Below are 17659 nucleotides of genomic sequence, written 5' to 3'. Positions count from 1 at the left end.
TGGGGGTACTCCGGAGGGCGTCCGGAGGAGGTCAGAAGCCCGGCCGGCTCGCGTAGAAGACCAGCCGGTACTTGCCGATCTGCACCTCGTCACCGTTCGACAGAGCGACCTCGTCGATCCGCTCGCGGTTGACGTAGGTGCCGTTGAGACTGCCCACGTCGGCCACCGAGAACGCGCCGTCGGGACTGCGCCGGAACTCCACATGCCGACGCGAGACCGTCACGTCGTCCAGGAAGATGTCGCTCTGCGGGTGACGCCCCGCCGTGGTCAGCTCGCCATCCAGCAGGAAGCGGCTGCCCGAGTTGGGGCCGCGGCGCACCACCAGCAGGGCCGAGCCGAACGGCAGCGCGTCGACGGCCGCCTGGGCCTCGGGCGACAGCGTCGGCATCTGCGTCTGACCGGTGGTCTCGGCGTCGTACGCCTCGATGCCGGAGATGGAGATCGTCGAGGTCGTCTCGGACGCGCGCTCCGCCACTGCGCCGGGGCGCAGCGGGGCACCGCAGTTGGAGCAGAAGCGGGCATGGTCCGCATTGCGGTTGCCGCACCTCGTACACACCAACGACATGGACGGATCCTCCTGCCCCGCCGGGGCATTGGACGCGTACGGGCCGGCTGCAAACCCTCCACCCGTACTTGAGGTTGACGGTTGCCCGAAACCTATGCCGCCGGACTGGGCAGGGTCAACAGACGACGCGCCCTGACCTCGGGAAATGTCATCACCCGGACCAGCCACCTGGTCCCGGAACAGCGGACGCTGGCCCTCCGCCTGGGGCTGGGCACGATGACGAGCAGTCGCGTTGTCGCTGCCTTCTCGCGCGCTCTTGCCGAACAACTTCGCAAACAACTTCACGGGCGATTCCCCTTGACCGAAACAGACCCGCCCGTGGGGCAGGACGAACCCTGATTGCATACACCGGCCGACCCGGACACTCTTACAACGTCCATGTCCACCAGACAGTTTCCACCACGCGGCCCCTCTTCGGTGCGCCGACCCCGGGCAACCTCATGCCCCGGCACGACGCCCCTCATGCACCCCCGGTTCACCGGGAGGACGACCGAGCGTAGTCAGGCTGCTTCGCAGCCCGCAAGGCATCAACGACGATCTTGCCCGACCTCTCGACGGTCACGGTGGCCTGCTCCTTCTCAAGAGTCTGCACCACGCCTCCGGGGATGTTGAGCGCCGGCTCCAGGTCCTGCGGCTTGCCGATGACCTTGAAACGATAGGGCGCGTTGATCTTGTTCCCGTCGACGTCGACACTCTTGCCGGAATCCGTGACATAGGTGTTCGCGACGACGCGGACGCCGTTCACTTGGATCGCCTCCGCGCCGGCCGCGCGCAACTCCTGGATCGCGTCGAGCAACATGTCCGCCTCGACCGTCCCCTTCGTGTCGTCGATGGTCATCGTGATGCCGGGCCCCTGCGCGGCCACGGTGCCCGCGAGGATGCCGAGTTGTCTCTCTTTCTCAACCGTCTGTCTGCGGGCCTCCTCGGCCTGGTCCGAGCTGTTCGCCAGCTCGTCCCGCTGCTTCTCGAGACCCTGCTTCTCGTCCTCAAGACGCTGAGTGCGGTCGTCGAGTTCATCGAGGATGCGAACAAGATCCTCCTGGCGTGCGCCGCGCAGGGCGCTGTCGCTGTCGCTGTTCGAGGCGACCTGGACGGCCAGGCCGAAGCCGAGGCCGAACAGCAGGAGGGCGACGATGAGTTGGGCCCGGGTGACCCGGGGCGGCCACAGCCCCTGCACCAGCCGCTGACGGCCGGTCAGCGCCGGGGCGGCGGCAGGTATGAACGACTCTCCGGCCGCGGGCCGGTCGGCCGGCTGCGGCCCGGGTGCCGTCACGGGCACCTCTTCGGGCAGTTCCTTGCTCAGCCTGTTCTCAGGCATCTCCTGGCGTTCAGTCATCGTCTCACGCCCGGAACACGTGCCGCCGGATCGCCGCGGCATTGGAGAAGATCCGTATACCGAGCACGACCACGACTCCGGTGGACAACTGGGCGCCGACCCCCAGCTTGTCGCCCAGGAACACGATCAGCGCTGCCACCACCACGTTCGACAGGAACGACACCACGAAGACCTTGTCGTCGAAGATGCCGTCGAGCATGGCCCGCAGACCTCCGAAGACGGCGTCCAGCGCCGCCACGACGGCGATCGGCAGATAAGGCTCGACCACCGCCGGAATTTCGGGCCGGACCAAGAGGCCGGCCACGACTCCCACGACGAGGCCCAGTACGGCGATCACGTTGTGCCCTTCTCAGTGCTCGGCTGTGCGGTACGTACGATCACACTCGGTGCGGCGGGCAGCCGGAGGGCGCTCTCGGTGGAGATGGTGGCCCGGATGCCGTAGGTCTGTTCCAGCGTGTGCAGATACACCCCGTCGCTGCTGTTCTGGAAGCCGGTGCTCAGCTTGTCCCCGTCCCCCACCGCCAGGACCGTGTAGGGCGGCACCAGCGGCTTGTTGTCGACGAGTATCGCGTCGCCGGCGGCTCTGATCGCGGACAGGGCGGTCAGCCGCTGCCCGTTGATGGAGACGGCCTCGGCCCCCGACTGCCACAGCCCGTTGACGACGCGCTGCATGTCACGGTCGCGCACCCGCCCCGTGTCGGAGAAGTCGGAGGTCTCGCGCGGATCGCCGTTGCCCCCCGAGGAGGCTTCCTTGGCGTCGTCGACGACCAGCTTCACACCCGGCCCGTGCACGGCTGTGGCGCCCGACAGGACGCCCACGAGATCGGCCCGGTCGCTGCCCCCGGTCTGCCGCAGCGCGGCCCGCTGGCGGGCGCTCACGTCGTCGCGCAGGTCGTCCACGCCGGACTCCAGCTTGTCCGCGGCCTTGGTCTCCCGGTCGATGCGGTCGATGAGCTCCTGGCGCTCCTTGGCGACGACCGGTGCCGCCACCCGCGCCTGCGCCGCCCCCACGGTGACCACCATCGCCGCGAGGACCAGGCCTCCGGCGAGGCCGAGTTTCGCCCTGAGCGTCTTCGGCATACCGCTCGTGCCCGCCATACGCCTGCGGGCGGCAGCCTCGGCGTACCCCTCGTCGAGGCTGTGGTCCATGACGTTGGTGAGCAACGACATGGAGGCGTCCGGACGCGACGGCCGCCGCGGGACTGTGCTCCGAACGGGCGGTTGCTGCGGCATGCCGCACATCGTCGCACGTCGCGAGCAATACCTCCGAATGGCCCTGCCCGCATGCCGGACAGGCCCCCTTGGGGAGACTTGTCCGGCACGCGCGTGTGGTACCCGTTTCAGCGCCCGGCGCTGTCCACGATCGCCGCCCACTCGTCCAGCAGGGCCTGCGCGGAGGCGTCGTCGGGCCCCTCCGCCCACAGATGCGTGACCGCCTCGGCCGGGTCGGGCAGCACCATGATCCAGCGCCCGTCGCTCTCCACGACCCGTACCCCGTCCGTGGTGTCCACGAAGCGGTCTCCGGCCTCTTCGACGACGCGCCGCATCACCAGGCCCTTGACCGCCCACGGGGTCGCGAGATCGCGTTTCAGGACGTGTGCGCGCGGGATGCGGGCATCGATCTGGCTCAGCGTCAGCTGTGTGCGCGCCACCAGGCCGATGAGGCGTACGAACGCCGCCGTGCCGTCGTAGACGCTGCTGAACTCGGGGACGATGAAACCGCCCTTGCCGTCGCCCCCGAAGATGGTCCCTTCCTCACCGCCGACCCGGGTGAGGTCGTCCGGCGACGTGGTCGTCCATTCGACCTGGGTCCCGTGATAGGCGGCCACCTGCTCGGCGATACGCGTCGTGGTGACCGGCAGCGCCACACGCCCGCTGCGCCGCTCCGCCGCGACGAGGTCGAGCATCACGAGCAGCGCCCGGTCGTCCTCGATGATGCGGCCCTTCTCGTCCACCAGGGACAGCCGCTCGCCCACCGGGTCGAACCGCACACCGAACGCGGCACCGGAGGACGCCACGATCTCGCCGAGCCGCACCAGCCCGGAGCGCCGCATGTCGACCGTCTCCGTGGGCCGGGACTCGTCGAGACCGGGGTTGATGGTCAGCGAGTCCACACCCAGCTTGCCCAGCAGGCTGGGCAGTACGAGTCCCGCCGAACCGTTGGAGGCGTCCACGACCACTTTGAGGCCGGATTCCGCGATCCCGGTCGTGTCGACGTTCCGCAGCAGCGAGCCGGTGTACGAGTCGAAGACACTGGCCGGGAAGTGCAGGTCGCCTATCTCACCGGGGAACGCGCGCCGGTACTCCTGACGGGCGAACACACGGTCCAGCTTGCGCTGGCTGCCCTGCGAGAGATCGGCGCCCTGTCCGTCGAAGAACATGATGTCCACGGAGTCCGGCACACCGGGAGTGGTCCGGATCATGATGCCGCCGGCGCTGCCCCGCGCGGTCTGCTGCCGTGCCACGGGCAGCGGTACGTTCTCCAGGTCGCGTACGTCGATGGCGCTGGCCTGGAGCGCGGAGATGACGGCCCGCTTGAGCGCACGGGCACCACGGGAGTGGTCACGGGCCGTGGTGACCGTCGTGCCCTTCTTCAAGGTGGTCGCATAGGCGCCTGCGAGGCGCACGGCGAGTTCGGGCGTGATCTCCACATTCAGGATTCCGGACACGCCCCGGGCGCCGAACAGATGCGCCTGACCCCGTGATTCCCAGATGACCGAGGTGTTGACGAAGGCACCGGCCTCGATCGTCTTGAAGGGATACACCCGGACATTTCCCTGAACGATCGATTCTTCACCGATGAGGCACTCGTCGCCGATGACCGCGCCGTCCTCGATACGCGCCGCCCGCATGATGTCGGTGTTCTTCCCCACCACGCAGCCGCGCAGATTGCTGTGCTGCCCGACATATACGTTGTCGTGCACGACGGCCCGGTGCAGGAAGGCGCCGCTCTTCACGACGACGTTGGAGCCGACCACAGTGTGCTCACGGATTTCGGCGCCGGCTTCCACCTTGGCGTAGTCGCCGATATAGAGCGGTCCGCGCAGAACGGCGTCGGGATGTACCTCGGCACCCTCCGCGACCCAGACCCCGGGGGAGATCTCGAATCCGTCGAGTTCGACGTCGACCTTTCCCTCGAGTACGTCGGCCTGGGCCTTCACATAGCTCTCGTGCGTGCCGACGTCCTCCCAGTAGCCTTCGGCGATGTAGCCGTAGATGGGCTTGCCTTCCTTCATCAGCTGCGGGAAGACGTCGCCGGACCAGTCGACGGGCACATCGGCCTCGACGTAGTCGAAGACCTCGGGCTCCATGACATAGATGCCCGTGTTCACCGTGTCGGAGAAGACCTGACCCCATGTGGGTTTCTCGAGGAACCGCTCGACACGGCCCTCTTCGTCCACGATGGTGATGCCGAATTCCAGCGGATTGGGCACCCGGGTCAGACAGACCGTGACCAGCGCGCCCTTCTCCTTGTGGAAATTGATCAGCTCGGTGAGGTCGAAGTCGGTCAGAGCATCACCGGAAATGACGAGGAAGGCATCGTCCTTCAACGCCTCTTCCGCGTTCTTGACGCTACCGGCGGTACCGAGTGGCTTCTCCTCGTTGGCATAGGTGAGCTCCATACCGAGCTCCTCGCCGTCACCGAAGTAGTTCTTCACCAGTGAGGCGAGGAACTGGACGGTGACGACCGTCTCGTTGAGCCCATGCCTTTTGAGCAGCCTCAGCACATGCTCCATGATCGGCCGGTTGGCAACCGGTAGGAGTGGCTTGGGCATGCTCGAGGTCATAGGGCGAAGGCGTGTGCCTTCGCCACCGGCCATCACGACGGCCTTCATGTCGGAAGCGTCCTCCTCTAAGAGACGACGGTCTAGCCGACTTCACCCGTCCAGATTGTCCCGCACTTTTCCGCGGCGGGCCATCGAGCCACTACGCCCGGACAATCAGCGAGCTCAATCGGCCATGGCGTCCGCACGGACCAGGCGGCGGACCTGCACTACATAGAGGACTCCTGCCCACCAGTAGAGCGTTGTACCCCAACCTGCGAACGCCCATCCGAAAATCGCAGCGAGTGACGCGATCCAGCGGCTGCCGTCACTGAGCAGAAGCAGCGGGAAGGCGTACATCAGGTTGAACGTAGCCGCCTTCCCGAGGAAGTTCACCTGCGGCGGGGGATACCCATGGCGTCTGAGGATGCCCACCATCACCAGCAGGACCAGTTCGCGCGCCAGCAGTACAGCGGTCAACCACAGCGGCAGAATCCCCCGCCAGGTCAGGCCGAGCAGAGTCGAGAGAACATAGAGCCGGTCTGCCGCGGGGTCCAAGAGCCTGCCGAGGCTGCTGATCTGGTTCCAGCGACGCGCGAGCTTGCCGTCCAGGTAGTCGCTGACTCCGCTCAGGGCCAGCACCAGCAGCGCCCAGCCGTCGCTCTGCGGGCCCCCGAACTCCGGCCTCAGGATCAGCCACAGGAAGAGCGGCACGCCGGCCAGGCGAGCCATGCTGAGGATATTCGGGATGGTGAGGACCCGGTCCGTCTGGACACGGGTCTCCTGGACCTCCACCCGGGGGCCTCCTGAGGGAAACGAACCAACGATGCTCCCCGACCCTACCTCAACACAAAAAAGCTCTGGCTCCCGGGCGAGGCGCCCGAGAGCCAGAGCTGTAAAAGGAGTTCGGCGGTGTCCTACTCTCCCACAGGGTCCCCCCTGCAGTACCATCGGCGCTGTGAGGCTTAGCTTCCGGGTTCGGAATGTAACCGGGCGTTTCCCTCACGCTATGACCACCGAAACACTATGAAACTGTCCAGCCGCACCACGCAATAAAGCACGTGGGGCTGTTCGTGGTTTCAGAACCAACACAGTGGACGCGAGCAACTGAGGACAAGCCCTCGGCCTATTAGTACCGGTCACCTCCACCAGTTACCTGGCTTCCAGATCCGGCCTATCAACCCAGTCGTCTACTGGGAGCCTTACCCCATCAAGTGGGTGGGAGTCCTCATCTCGAAGCAGGCTTCCCGCTTAGATGCTTTCAGCGGTTATCCCTCCCGAACGTAGCCAACCAGCCATGCCCTTGGCAGAACAACTGGCACACCAGAGGTTCGTCCGTCCCGGTCCTCTCGTACTAGGGACAGCCCTTCTCAAGACTCCTGCGCGCGCAGCGGATAGGGACCGAACTGTCTCACGACGTTCTAAACCCAGCTCGCGTACCGCTTTAATGGGCGAACAGCCCAACCCTTGGGACCGACTCCAGCCCCAGGATGCGACGAGCCGACATCGAGGTGCCAAACCATCCCGTCGATATGGACTCTTGGGGAAGATCAGCCTGTTATCCCCGGGGTACCTTTTATCCGTTGAGCGACGGCGCTTCCACAAGCCACCGCCGGATCACTAGTCCCGACTTTCGTCCCTGCTCGACCCGTCGGTCTCACAGTCAAGCTCCCTTGTGCACTTACACTCAACACCTGATTGCCAACCAGGCTGAGGGAACCTTTGGGCGCCTCCGTTACTCTTTAGGAGGCAACCGCCCCAGTTAAACTACCCATCAGACACTGTCCCTGATCCGGATCACGGACCCAGGTTAGACATCCAGCACGACCAGACTGGTATTTCAACGACGACTCCACCACCACTGGCGTGGCAGTTTCACAGTCTCCCAGCTATCCTACACAAGCCGAACCGAACACCAATATCAAACTGTAGTAAAGGTCCCGGGGTCTTTCCGTCCTGCTGCGCGAAACGAGCATCTTTACTCGTAGTGCAATTTCACCGGGCCTATGGTTGAGACAGTCGAGAAGTCGTTACGCCATTCGTGCAGGTCGGAACTTACCCGACAAGGAATTTCGCTACCTTAGGATGGTTATAGTTACCACCGCCGTTTACTGGCGCTTAAGTTCTCAGCTTCGCCCCACCGAAATGGAGCTAACCGGTCCCCTTAACGTTCCAGCACCGGGCAGGCGTCAGTCCGTATACATCGCCTTACGGCTTCGCACGGACCTGTGTTTTTAGTAAACAGTCGCTTCTCGCTGGTCTCTGCGGCCACCCCCAGCTCAGGGAGAAAATCCCCTCACCAGGCGTGGCCCCCCTTCTCCCGAAGTTACGGGGGCATTTTGCCGAGTTCCTTAACCATAGTTCACCCGAACGCCTCGGTATTCTCTACCAGACCACCTGAGTCGGTTTAGGGTACGGGCCGCCATGAAACTCGCTAGAGGCTTTTCTCGACAGCATAGGATCATCCACTTCACCACAATCGGCTCGGCATCAGGTCTCAGACACATGAGCGGCGGATTTACCTACCACTCGTCCTACACCCTTACCCCGGGACAACCACCGCCCGGGATGGACTACCTTCCTGCGTCACCCCATCGCTCACCTACTACCAGCTCGGATCACCGGCTCCACCACTTTCCCCAACGGTAAACCGAAAGGGAACGGCTTCACGGGCTTAGCATCACCGGATTCGATGCTTTTCGCGTCACAGCGGGTACCGGAATATCAACCGGTTATCCATCGACTACGCCTGTCGGCCTCGCCTTAGGTCCCGACTTACCCTGGGCAGATCAGCTTGACCCAGGAACCCTTGGTCAATCGGCGCACACGTTTCTCACGTGTGAATCGCTACTCATGCCTGCATTCTCACTCGTCAACCGTCCACAACTCGCTTCCGCGGCTGCTTCACCCGGCAGACGACGCTCCCCTACCCATCACAGTCTCCGTTGGGAGTATGTACTGCAATGACACGACTTCGGCGGTACGCTTGAGCCCCGCTACATTGTCGGCGCGGAATCACTAGACCAGTGAGCTATTACGCACTCTTTCAAGGGTGGCTGCTTCTAAGCCAACCTCCTGGTTGTCTCTGCGACTCCACATCCTTTCCCACTTAGCGTACGCTTAGGGGCCTTAGTCGATGCTCTGGGCTGTTTCCCTCTCGACCATGGAGCTTATCCCCCACAGTCTCACTGCCGTGCTCTCACTTACCGGCATTCGGAGTTTGGCTAAGGTCAGTAACCCGGTAGGGCCCATCGCCTATCCAGTGCTCTACCTCCGGCAAGAAACACACGACGCTGCACCTAAATGCATTTCGGGGAGAACCAGCTATCACGGAGTTTGATTGGCCTTTCACCCCTAACCACAGGTCATCCCCCAGGTTTTCAACCCTGGTGGGTTCGGTCCTCCACGAAGTCTTACCTCCGCTTCAACCTGCCCATGGCTAGATCACTCCGCTTCGGGTCTTGAGCATGCTACTGAACGCCCTGTTCGGACTCGCTTTCGCTACGGCTACCCCACCCGGGTTAACCTCGCAACACACCGCAAACTCGCAGGCTCATTCTTCAAAAGGCACGCAGTCACGAGAGTGTGCAAGCACACTCCGACGCTCCCACGGCTTGTAGGCACACGGTTTCAGGTACTATTTCACTCCCCTCCCGGGGTACTTTTCACCATTCCCTCACGGTACTATCCGCTATCGGTCACCAGGGAATATTTAGGCTTAGCGGGTGGTCCCGCCAGATTCACACGGGATTTCTCGGGCCCCGTGCTACTTGGGTGTCTCTCAAACGAGCCGCTGACGTTTCAGCTACGGGGGTCTTACCCTCTACGCCGGACCTTTCGCATGTCCTTCGCCTACATCAACGGTTTCTGACTCGTCCTGCTGCCGGCAGGCAGCAGAAGAGAGATCCCACAACCCCGCATGCGCAACCCCTGCCGGGTCTCACACGCATACGGTTTGGCCTCATCCGGTTTCGCTCGCCACTACTCCCGGAATCACGGTTGTTTTCTCTTCCTGAGGGTACTGAGATGTTTCACTTCCCCTCGTTCCCTCCACACTGCCTATGTGTTCAGCAGCGGGTGACAGCCCATGACGACTGCCGGGTTTCCCCATTCGGAAACCCCCGGATCAAAGCCTGGTTGACGACTCCCCGGGGACTATCGTGGCCTCCCACGTCCTTCATCGGTTCCTGGTGCCAAGGCATCCACCGTGCGCCCTTAAAAACTTGGCCACAGATGCTCGCGTCCACTGTGCAGTTCTCAAACAACGACCAGCCACCCATCACCCCGCACCGAAGCACGAGTTCACTGGGGCCGGCATCGAGGGAGTTCATTCCCTCAGACACCCAACAGCGTGCCCGACACCCCCGCCCTCTCATCGTTCCGTTCCACGCCGAAGCAGTACTGGGAAGACACTGAGGTCCAGGTGTGCCGAGTAGTCAACGTTCCACCCATGAGCTGACCACCGCCGGACATTCGCCGGCGTAGTGGCTCTGGCTGCCTTGCGGCAGCTAGATGCTCCTTAGAAAGGAGGTGATCCAGCCGCACCTTCCGGTACGGCTACCTTGTTACGACTTCGTCCCAATCGCCAGTCCCACCTTCGACAGCTCCCTCCCACAAGGGGTTGGGCCACCGGCTTCGGGTGTTACCGACTTTCGTGACGTGACGGGCGGTGTGTACAAGGCCCGGGAACGTATTCACCGCAGCAATGCTGATCTGCGATTACTAGCAACTCCGACTTCATGGGGTCGAGTTGCAGACCCCAATCCGAACTGAGACAGGCTTTTTGAGATTCGCTCAGCCTCACGGCATCGCAGCTCATTGTACCTGCCATTGTAGCACGTGTGCAGCCCAAGACATAAGGGGCATGATGACTTGACGTCGTCCCCACCTTCCTCCGAGTTGACCCCGGCAGTCTCCTGTGAGTCCCCATCACCCCGAAGGGCATGCTGGCAACACAGAACAAGGGTTGCGCTCGTTGCGGGACTTAACCCAACATCTCACGACACGAGCTGACGACAGCCATGCACCACCTGTACACCGACCACAAGGGGGACCCTGTCTCCAGGGTTTTCCGGCGTATGTCAAGCCTTGGTAAGGTTCTTCGCGTTGCGTCGAATTAAGCCACATGCTCCGCTGCTTGTGCGGGCCCCCGTCAATTCCTTTGAGTTTTAGCCTTGCGGCCGTACTCCCCAGGCGGGGAACTTAATGCGTTAGCTGCGGCACCGACGACGTGGAATGTCGCCAACACCTAGTTCCCACCGTTTACGGCGTGGACTACCAGGGTATCTAATCCTGTTCGCTCCCCACGCTTTCGCTCCTCAGCGTCAGTAATGGCCCAGAGATCCGCCTTCGCCACCGGTGTTCCTCCTGATATCTGCGCATTTCACCGCTACACCAGGAATTCCGATCTCCCCTACCACACTCTAGCCTGCCCGTATCGACTGCAGACCCGGGGTTGAGCCCCGGGCTTTCACAACCGACGCGACAAGCCGCCTACGAGCTCTTTACGCCCAATAATTCCGGACAACGCTTGCGCCCTACGTATTACCGCGGCTGCTGGCACGTAGTTAGCCGGCGCTTCTTCTGCAGGTACCGTCACTTTCGCTTCTTCCCTGCTGAAAGAGGTTTACAACCCGAAGGCCGTCATCCCTCACGCGGCGTCGCTGCATCAGGCTTTCGCCCATTGTGCAATATTCCCCACTGCTGCCTCCCGTAGGAGTCTGGGCCGTGTCTCAGTCCCAGTGTGGCCGGTCGCCCTCTCAGGCCGGCTACCCGTCGTCGCCTTGGTGAGCCACTACCTCACCAACAAGCTGATAGGCCGCGGGCTCATCCTGCACCGCCGGAGCTTTCCACCCGCCGAGATGCCTCGGCAGGTCGTATCCGGTATTAGACCCCGTTTCCAGGGCTTGTCCCAGAGTGCAGGGCAGATTGCCCACGTGTTACTCACCCGTTCGCCACTAATCCCCACCGAAGTGGTTCATCGTTCGACTTGCATGTGTTAAGCACGCCGCCAGCGTTCGTCCTGAGCCAGGATCAAACTCTCCGTGAATGCTTTTCACGGGAGCGGTACGAGAGGAGGAATAGTCCCCTCGTACACAGCGTCCTCGCTGTATTTTTCTTCAAAGGAACCACGTCCCGACCGGAGATCCGGCCGGAGACGGGGTATCAACATATCTGGCGTTGACTTTTGGCACGCTGTTGAGTTCTCAAGGAACGGACGCTTCCTTTGTACTCACCCTCTCGGGCTTTCCTCCGGGCTTCCCTTCGGTGTTTCCAACACTATCAGTGTTTTTCCGGCCCTCCGACCACCGTTCTGCGGACACGCAGAAGGCGATATGGAGATTAGGATCTGACAAGTTGGATGCCGCTCGATTGAACACGCTGATCGCGCTGCCCACCCCCGAGCGGAGGTACGACTCTACACGTGGCGCCAGAGCCCTTGCAAATCGATTAGGCTAGTGGTCTAGACCACGGATGGGGCTCTGTGTGCTCGTATGACTTACGCTGCTGCACAGCGCGCCGTCCGGGACAAGCAGTGATGGCCCAAGATTCAACCCCATACCGGGAGGCTTCCCATGACCACCGTGACGTCCCCGCTCGCAGGTCGCGCCGTCGGACTGGCCGGCGTGCCGGACCCCGTGTTCTCCGGCGCCATGGTCGGCCCGGGCACGGCGATCGACCCCGTGCGTGAGCCCTCCGAGGCTGTCGCACCCGTGGACGGCATCATCGTCTCCCTTCACCCGCACGCCTTCGTCGTCGTCGACTCCGAAGGCCACGGCGTGCTCACCCACCTCGGCATCGACACCGTGCAGCTGAATGGCGAGGGTTTCGAACTACTGGTGAGCAAGGGCGACACCGTCACCCGCGGACAGAGCGTGGTGCGCTGGAACCCGGCCGCCGTCGAGGCCGCCGGCAAGTCCCCGGTGTGCCCGGTCGTGGCGCTCGAGGCAACCGCCGACTCGCTCGGCGAACTCCGTGAGGAGGGCGACGTGAAGGCGGGCGACTCCCTCTTCACCTGGCAGTGACCGCAGCCTGCTGATCTTTACCTGCATTGATCTGGCTCACAGGCCAACGCCGTCTCATCGACGGCCAGTAAGAGAACCACCGCGGCGGCGGGACCCGCCGCACCTATTCGGAGACAGGTGAGATGGACACAACGCTGCGAGGCGTCGGCGTGAGCCACGGTGTGGCGATCGGCGAGGTTCGCCACATGGGAACTGCGGTGCTGGAACCGCCCACCACGCAGATCCCTACGGAGGAAGCGGAGCGTGAGCAGGGGCGCGCCCGTCAGGCCGTGGAGGCTGTGGCCGCCGACCTGATGGCGCGCGGCAACCTGGCGGGCGGCGAGGCCCAGGCAGTGCTCGAGGCGCAGGCCATGATGGCCCAGGACCCCGAGCTGATCGCGGACGTGGACCGGCGGATCGCCGTCGGCAGCACGGCCGAGCGCGCCGTCTACGACGCGTTCGCCGCATACCGGGACCTGCTGGCGAGCGCCGGTGAGTATCTCGCCGGTCGGGTCGCCGACCTCGACGATGTGCGCAACCGCATCGTCGCGCGGCTGCTCGGTGTGCCGATGCCCGGTGTGCCGGACAGCGACGAGCCGTACGTGCTGGTCGCACGTGACCTCGCGCCCGCCGACACCGCGCTGCTGGACCCGACGCTCGTCCTCGGTTTTGTCACCGAGGAGGGCGGGCCCACGAGCCACAGCGCCATCCTGGCGCGGGCGCTCGGCGTGCCGGCCGTGGTCGCGCTGCCGGGCGTCGGTGAGCTCGCCGAGGGTACGGTGATTGCTGTGGACGGCAGCACCGGCGAGATCTTCGTGGAGCCCAGCGAGGAGAAGAAGGCCGCGCTGGAGGCCGCCGCTGCCGAGCGCAAGGCGGCGCTCGCCTCGTCGACGGGCCCTGGTGTCACGTCCGACGGTCACAAGATCCCGCTGCTGGCCAACATCGGCGGTCCTTCGGATGTGCCGGCCGCGGTCGAGGCCGGTGCCGAGGGCGTCGGCCTGTTCCGGACCGAGTTCCTCTTCCTGGACGACAGCAAGAACGCGCCGTCCGAGGAGAAGCAGGTCGAGTCCTATCGTCAGGTGCTCGAGGCATTCCCCGAGGGCCGTGTCGTGGTGCGTGTGCTCGACGCGGGTGCGGACAAGCCGCTGGACTTCCTGACCCCCGCGGACGAGCCGAACCCGGCGCTCGGCGTGCGCGGTCTGCGGACGCTGCTCGACCACCCCGAGGTGCTGCGCACCCAGCTGACCGCGCTCGCCAAGGCCGCCGAGGGTCTGCCGGTGCACCTCGAGGTCATGGCGCCGATGGTCGCGGACCGCGCCGACGCCAAGGCATTCGCCGACGCGTGCCGCGAGGCCGGACTGCATGCGAAGTTCGGCGCGATGGTGGAGATCCCGTCGGCCGCTCTCCGTGCGCGCTCGATCCTCCAGGAGGTCGAGTTCGTGTCCCTGGGCACGAACGACCTTGCGCAGTACACCTTCGCCGCCGACCGTCAGGTGGGTGCGGTGTCCCGCCTCCAGGACCCGTGGCAGCCCGCGCTGCTCGACCTGGTGGCGCTCTCCGCCGAGGCGGCGAAGGCCGAGGGCAAGAGCTGCGGTGTCTGCGGCGAGGCCGCGTCCGACCCGCTGCTGGCGTGTGTGCTGACCGGTCTGGGGGTCACCTCCCTCTCCATGGGTGCCGCGTCGCTTCCCTACGTCCGCGCCGCTCTCGCCCAGCACACCCTGGCGCAGTGCGAACGTGCCGCGGCCGCAGCACGGGCCGCGGACAGCGCCGCGGATGCGCGTCAGGCGGCTCAGTCGGTGCTGTCCGGCGAGTAGCGCGTAGAGCCGGTCCGGCCCCGCGCCGGTCGGCTCGTGCGGTTCGTTCTCCAGGGGCGCTCCACCGTTCGGTGGGGCGCCCCTGGTGCGTCAGTGGACGTGTCCGGGCGGCTCGTCGTCCGTCCAGAGGCCGGGGGGTACGCAGTAGTCGACGCCGGACTCGGGGGCGATGAGGTCGCCGGAGTCGCCGTCGGTGCAGTAGGCGTCGAAGACCTCGCCCGCGGTCAGGGGTTCCAGGCCGCCGTCGCGTAGCCGCCAGCCGTAGACCAGGTCGGTGGCGCCGGGCGTGGTGATGCGCATGACGAGGCCGCCGGGGTTGTCCACGGCGATGCCCAGGGCCAGCACGGTGGTGAATTCCAGGGCTTCTGTCTCGTCCAGCTCCGTGGTACCCGCCGGGTCCGTATCGGCGTGGAGCACGGAGATGAGCGTCTCCGGTGTGCCCGAGACGCTGCACACCAGATGCCGGTGGCCGGGCCTGGCCGTGTTGAGGACGCGGACGAGCAGCTCCGAGGCGTACCGGAAGGCCTCGTGGCCGATGTCCTCGCCGCAGCCGGCGCAGGGGCCGAGGCGCGTCAGCAGGATGCTCGCGTGCTCCCAGGTGGTCCGGCGGATGGAGCGGTCGACCAGGTCCGGGACGAGTTCGGCGAGGGGGCGGCCGTCGTAGGGGATGGCGGGGCCGGTGGTGGCGAGTTCGGCCGTGAAGCGGCTGCGGCTCGCGGCGATGTCGGGGTTCAGGCCGGACTCGGCGCAGTACGCGGCGTACGCCCCGGGGTCGAACAGTGTGAGTGTGGTGTGGCTGCCTTGTGCGGCTCGGGCCTTGAGCAGGTCCTCCAGTTGTTTGAGGTAGGTGATGTGGTCGTCGAAGACGAAGCTGCGGTAGTGCCGCATGGCGCGGAAGTCGTGCTCGTCCGTGAGCACTCCGATGGTGCCGGCGATCTCGCGGCGCAGGACTCGTCGCAGATGCTCGTGCTCGGTGTAGGCCATGTGTTCCCCCTGTGCGCAGTCGATCAATGCTCACTCACAGTAACCGGCAGCACTGACAACGGGAGTCGGCCGGGCTTCTTTGCACCTGTTCGTGCAGGTCAGAGGCTTTCCGGGGCTTGTCAGGCGCGTTTGCGGGCCAGCTCCTCGTAGAAGCGCAGCACGTCGAGGTTGTCGATGGACCCAGGGTTGACCGCCTTCTCGATCGCGGTGCCCTGCAACAGGCGCTTGACCGGGACCTCGATGCGCTTGCCGGTGAGGGTGTGCGGAATACCGGGCACTTCGATGATCTCGTCGGGTACATGGCGCGGAGAGAGCTGTTCGCGGATGGTCTGCCTGATGCGGCCGAGGAGCGCGTCGTCGAGGACGGCTCCGGGGGCGAGGTGGACGAACAGGGGCATCCAGTAGCCGCCGTCGGGCTGTTCAATGCCGATGACGAGGGACTCCCTGATCTCGGGGAGCCGTTCGACCGCCTCGTAGATGTCGGCGGACCCCATGCGGACGCCCTGGCGGTTCAGGGTGGAGTCGGAGCGTCCGTGGATGACGACCGAGCCGCGGGAGGTGACCGTGATCCAGTCGCCGTGGCGCCAGACGCCGGGGTAGGTGTCGAAGTAGCTGTCGTGATAGCGGCTGCCGTCGGGGTCGTTCCAGAAGTAGATCGGCATGGACGGCATGGGGTTGGTGACCACGAGCTCACCGACCTCGTCGACGAGGGGGCGGCCGTCCGGGTCCCACGACTGGAGGTCGGTGCCGAGGCAGGTCGTCTGGAGCTCGCCGATGTGGACGGGGAGTGTCGGCACGCCTCCGGCGAAGCAGGAGCAGACATCGGTGCCTCCGCTGACGGAGGCGATCCACAGATCGTCGCGGACCTCGTCGTGCAGCCAGCGGAACCCGTCGGGCGGCAGGGGCGAGCCTGTGGTGGCGACGCATTTCACCCGCGAGAGGTCGAAGTCGTGCGAGGGGCGCACACCGGCCTTGCGGCAGGCCATGACGTACGCGGCCGAGGTTCCGTAGAGGGTGGCGCCGGTGCGCTCCGCGACCCGCCACTGGGCGCCGGTGTCCGGATGGCCGGGGCTGCCGTCGTAGAGGACGACCGTGGTGCCGGTGAGCAGGCCGGAGACGAGGAAGTTCCACATCATCCAGCCGGTCGAGGTGTACCAGAAGAAGCGGTCCCGGGGGCCGAGGTCGCAGTGGAGTCCGAGCTGTTTGAGGTGTTCGACGAGGATGCCGCCCTGCGACTGCACGATGGCCTTGGGGAGGCCGGTCGTACCCGAGGAGTAGAGCACCCACAAAGGGTGGTCGAAGGTGACCGGTTCGAAGACGGGTGCCGTGTCGGCGGCGGTCAGCGCGGACCATTCCAGAGCACCGTCGGGCGTCTCGGTGCCGAGGAGGGGGATGTGGACGACGGCGCGCAGAGTGGGCAGTTCACGGCGCAGTTCCGTGACCGTCTCCCGCCGGTCGTGCTCCTTGCCGCCGTAGCGGTATCCGTCGACGGTGAACAGGACGACGGGTTCGACCTGCTGGAAACGGTCCAGGACGCTGCGGGCGCCGAAATCGGGTGCGCAGGAGGTCCACACGCCGCCCACGGCGGCCGTGGCCAGGAGGGCGACGACGGCCTGCGGGATGTTGGGGAGGTAGCCGCTGACGCGGTCGCCTGGGCGTACTCCGAGGGCGCGGAGTTCTGCGGCCAGGGAGCCTACCTGGCGGGTCAGTTCGGACCAGGTCACGGGCCGTGGCTCGTGGGTCTCGTCCACGCACAGCAATGCGGGTTCGTCCGCGCGGGTCTGTGCCGCCCGCAGGGCGTGCTCGGCGTAGTTCAGGGTCGCGCCGGGAAACCACTCGGCGCCGGGCATGGTGCGGTTGCCCAGCACGCGCTCGTAGGGCGTCGAGAACCGTACGTCGAAGTACTGCGTGACGGCCTTCCAGAAGGTGTCCAACTGGTCGACGGACCAGCGGTGCAGCGCGGCGTAACCGCCTTCGGCGGGCGCGCCGTGGTGCTCGGCCGCCCATGCCTGGAAGCCGGTGATCCGTGCCTGGGCGATCCGTTCGGGATCGGGCTGCCACAGGGGCTGGGGGTTCACGGTCGGCATGCGGCGACTCCCGGGCTGTGAGCGTGACACGGTGACAGGGACGATGCCATGTGATCGCCGACCGCACCAGGGCGCGGTCGGCTTGGTCCGTGTCATGAATATGTG

At 65.2% G+C, this 17659-nt stretch carries 10 protein-coding genes and 3 rRNA genes; 2 read left to right on the top strand and 11 right to left on the bottom strand.

The features are described 5' to 3' along the window. Positions 1-31 precede the first annotated feature (31 nt). The 9 genes from ACSYGN_RS34230 to ACSYGN_RS34190 form a co-directional block, all read right to left on the bottom strand. On the bottom strand, positions 32-910 hold the full coding sequence (locus ACSYGN_RS34230) for an FHA domain-containing protein (RefSeq protein WP_460402586.1): 879 nt from the start codon (positions 908-910) through the stop codon (positions 32-34). Between the two features lie 130 nt (positions 911-1040). Beyond that, positions 1041-1901: a DUF881 domain-containing protein gene (locus tag ACSYGN_RS34225; protein WP_460402584.1), complete on the bottom strand. Its 861-nt coding sequence runs from the start codon at positions 1899-1901 to the stop codon at positions 1041-1043. A 4-nt stretch (positions 1902-1905) separates the two neighbouring features. Further along, on the bottom strand, positions 1906-2238 hold the full coding sequence (locus ACSYGN_RS34220; RefSeq protein WP_116152339.1) for a small basic family protein: 333 nt from the start codon (positions 2236-2238) through the stop codon (positions 1906-1908). Continuing rightward, positions 2235-3071: a DUF881 domain-containing protein gene (locus ACSYGN_RS34215; RefSeq protein WP_460402582.1), complete on the bottom strand. Its 837-nt coding sequence runs from the start codon at positions 3069-3071 to the stop codon at positions 2235-2237. The genes ACSYGN_RS34220 and ACSYGN_RS34215 overlap by 4 nt, the downstream gene beginning before the upstream one ends. A 170-nt stretch (positions 3072-3241) precedes the next feature. Next, the gene (locus ACSYGN_RS34210; protein WP_460402580.1) at positions 3242-5737 is read right to left on the bottom strand and encodes a sugar phosphate nucleotidyltransferase; all 2496 of its coding nucleotides are present in this window, start codon (positions 5735-5737) and stop codon (positions 3242-3244) included. A 114-nt stretch (positions 5738-5851) separates the two neighbouring features. Continuing rightward, positions 5852-6460 (bottom strand): CDP-alcohol phosphatidyltransferase family protein, encoded by a 609-nt coding sequence (locus ACSYGN_RS34205; RefSeq protein WP_460402578.1) that lies wholly within the window; start codon positions 6458-6460, stop codon positions 5852-5854. 109 nt (positions 6461-6569) lie between these two features. Next, positions 6570-6686 (bottom strand): 5S ribosomal RNA (rrf, locus tag ACSYGN_RS34200). A gap of 88 nt (positions 6687-6774) precedes the next feature. Then, positions 6775-9894 (bottom strand): 23S ribosomal RNA (locus tag ACSYGN_RS34195). 294 nt (positions 9895-10188) lie between these two features. Then, positions 10189-11714, bottom strand: a 16S ribosomal RNA gene (locus tag ACSYGN_RS34190). The 16S, 23S and 5S rRNA genes sit together here, the layout of an rRNA operon. Before the next feature lie 526 nt (positions 11715-12240). Here ACSYGN_RS34190 and ACSYGN_RS34185 point away from each other — a divergent pair. Both ACSYGN_RS34185 and ptsP read left to right on the top strand, forming a co-directional pair. Next, entirely contained in the window at positions 12241-12690 is a 450-nt protein-coding gene (locus ACSYGN_RS34185; RefSeq protein ID WP_460402576.1) for a PTS sugar transporter subunit IIA, read from the top strand. Positions 12691-12812: 122 nt separating this feature from the next. After that, positions 12813-14483 (top strand): phosphoenolpyruvate--protein phosphotransferase, encoded by a 1671-nt coding sequence (gene ptsP, locus ACSYGN_RS34180; RefSeq protein ID WP_460402574.1) that lies wholly within the window; start codon positions 12813-12815, stop codon positions 14481-14483. A gap of 90 nt (positions 14484-14573) precedes the next feature. Here the strand turns inward: ptsP and ACSYGN_RS34175 are convergent, their stop codons facing one another. Next, positions 14574-15467 carry a hypothetical protein gene (locus tag ACSYGN_RS34175; protein ID WP_460402572.1) on the bottom strand — a complete coding sequence of 298 codons (894 nt, stop codon included), beginning with the start codon at positions 15465-15467 and terminating at the stop codon, positions 14574-14576. Between the two features lie 119 nt (positions 15468-15586). After that, positions 15587-17554, bottom strand: a complete 1968-nt coding sequence (locus ACSYGN_RS34170; protein ID WP_460402570.1) for an acetoacetate--CoA ligase — start codon at positions 17552-17554, stop codon at positions 15587-15589. Positions 17555-17659 lie beyond the last annotated feature (105 nt).

The organism is Streptomyces sp. YIM S03343 (assembly GCF_054729195.1).
The sequence above is the reverse complement of the archived record's forward strand: the minus strand, read 5'-3'. Positions and strand labels throughout refer to the sequence as shown.

What these genes read in the sequence shown, in the direction of transcription:
- ACSYGN_RS34210 (WP_460402580.1), bottom strand. Translation starts at nt 5,737, where the DNA reads ATGAAGGCCGTCGTGATGGCCGGTGGCGAAGGCACACGCCTTCGCCCT.
- ACSYGN_RS34185 (WP_460402576.1), top strand. Translation starts at nt 12,241, where the DNA reads ATGACCACCGTGACGTCCCCGCTCGCAGGTCGCGCCGTCGGACTGGCC.
- ptsP (WP_460402574.1), top strand. Translation starts at nt 12,813, where the DNA reads ATGGACACAACGCTGCGAGGCGTCGGCGTGAGCCACGGTGTGGCGATC.
- ACSYGN_RS34215 (WP_460402582.1), bottom strand. Translation starts at nt 3,071, where the DNA reads ATGTCGTTGCTCACCAACGTCATGGACCACAGCCTCGACGAGGGGTAC.
- ACSYGN_RS34230 (WP_460402586.1), bottom strand. Translation starts at nt 910, where the DNA reads ATGCAATCAGGGTTCGTCCTGCCCCACGGGCGGGTCTGTTTCGGTCAA.
- ACSYGN_RS34170 (WP_460402570.1), bottom strand. Translation starts at nt 17,554, where the DNA reads ATGCCGACCGTGAACCCCCAGCCCCTGTGGCAGCCCGATCCCGAACGG.
- ACSYGN_RS34225 (WP_460402584.1), bottom strand. Translation starts at nt 1,901, where the DNA reads ATGACTGAACGCCAGGAGATGCCTGAGAACAGGCTGAGCAAGGAACTG.
- ACSYGN_RS34175 (WP_460402572.1), bottom strand. Translation starts at nt 15,467, where the DNA reads ATGGCCTACACCGAGCACGAGCATCTGCGACGAGTCCTGCGCCGCGAG.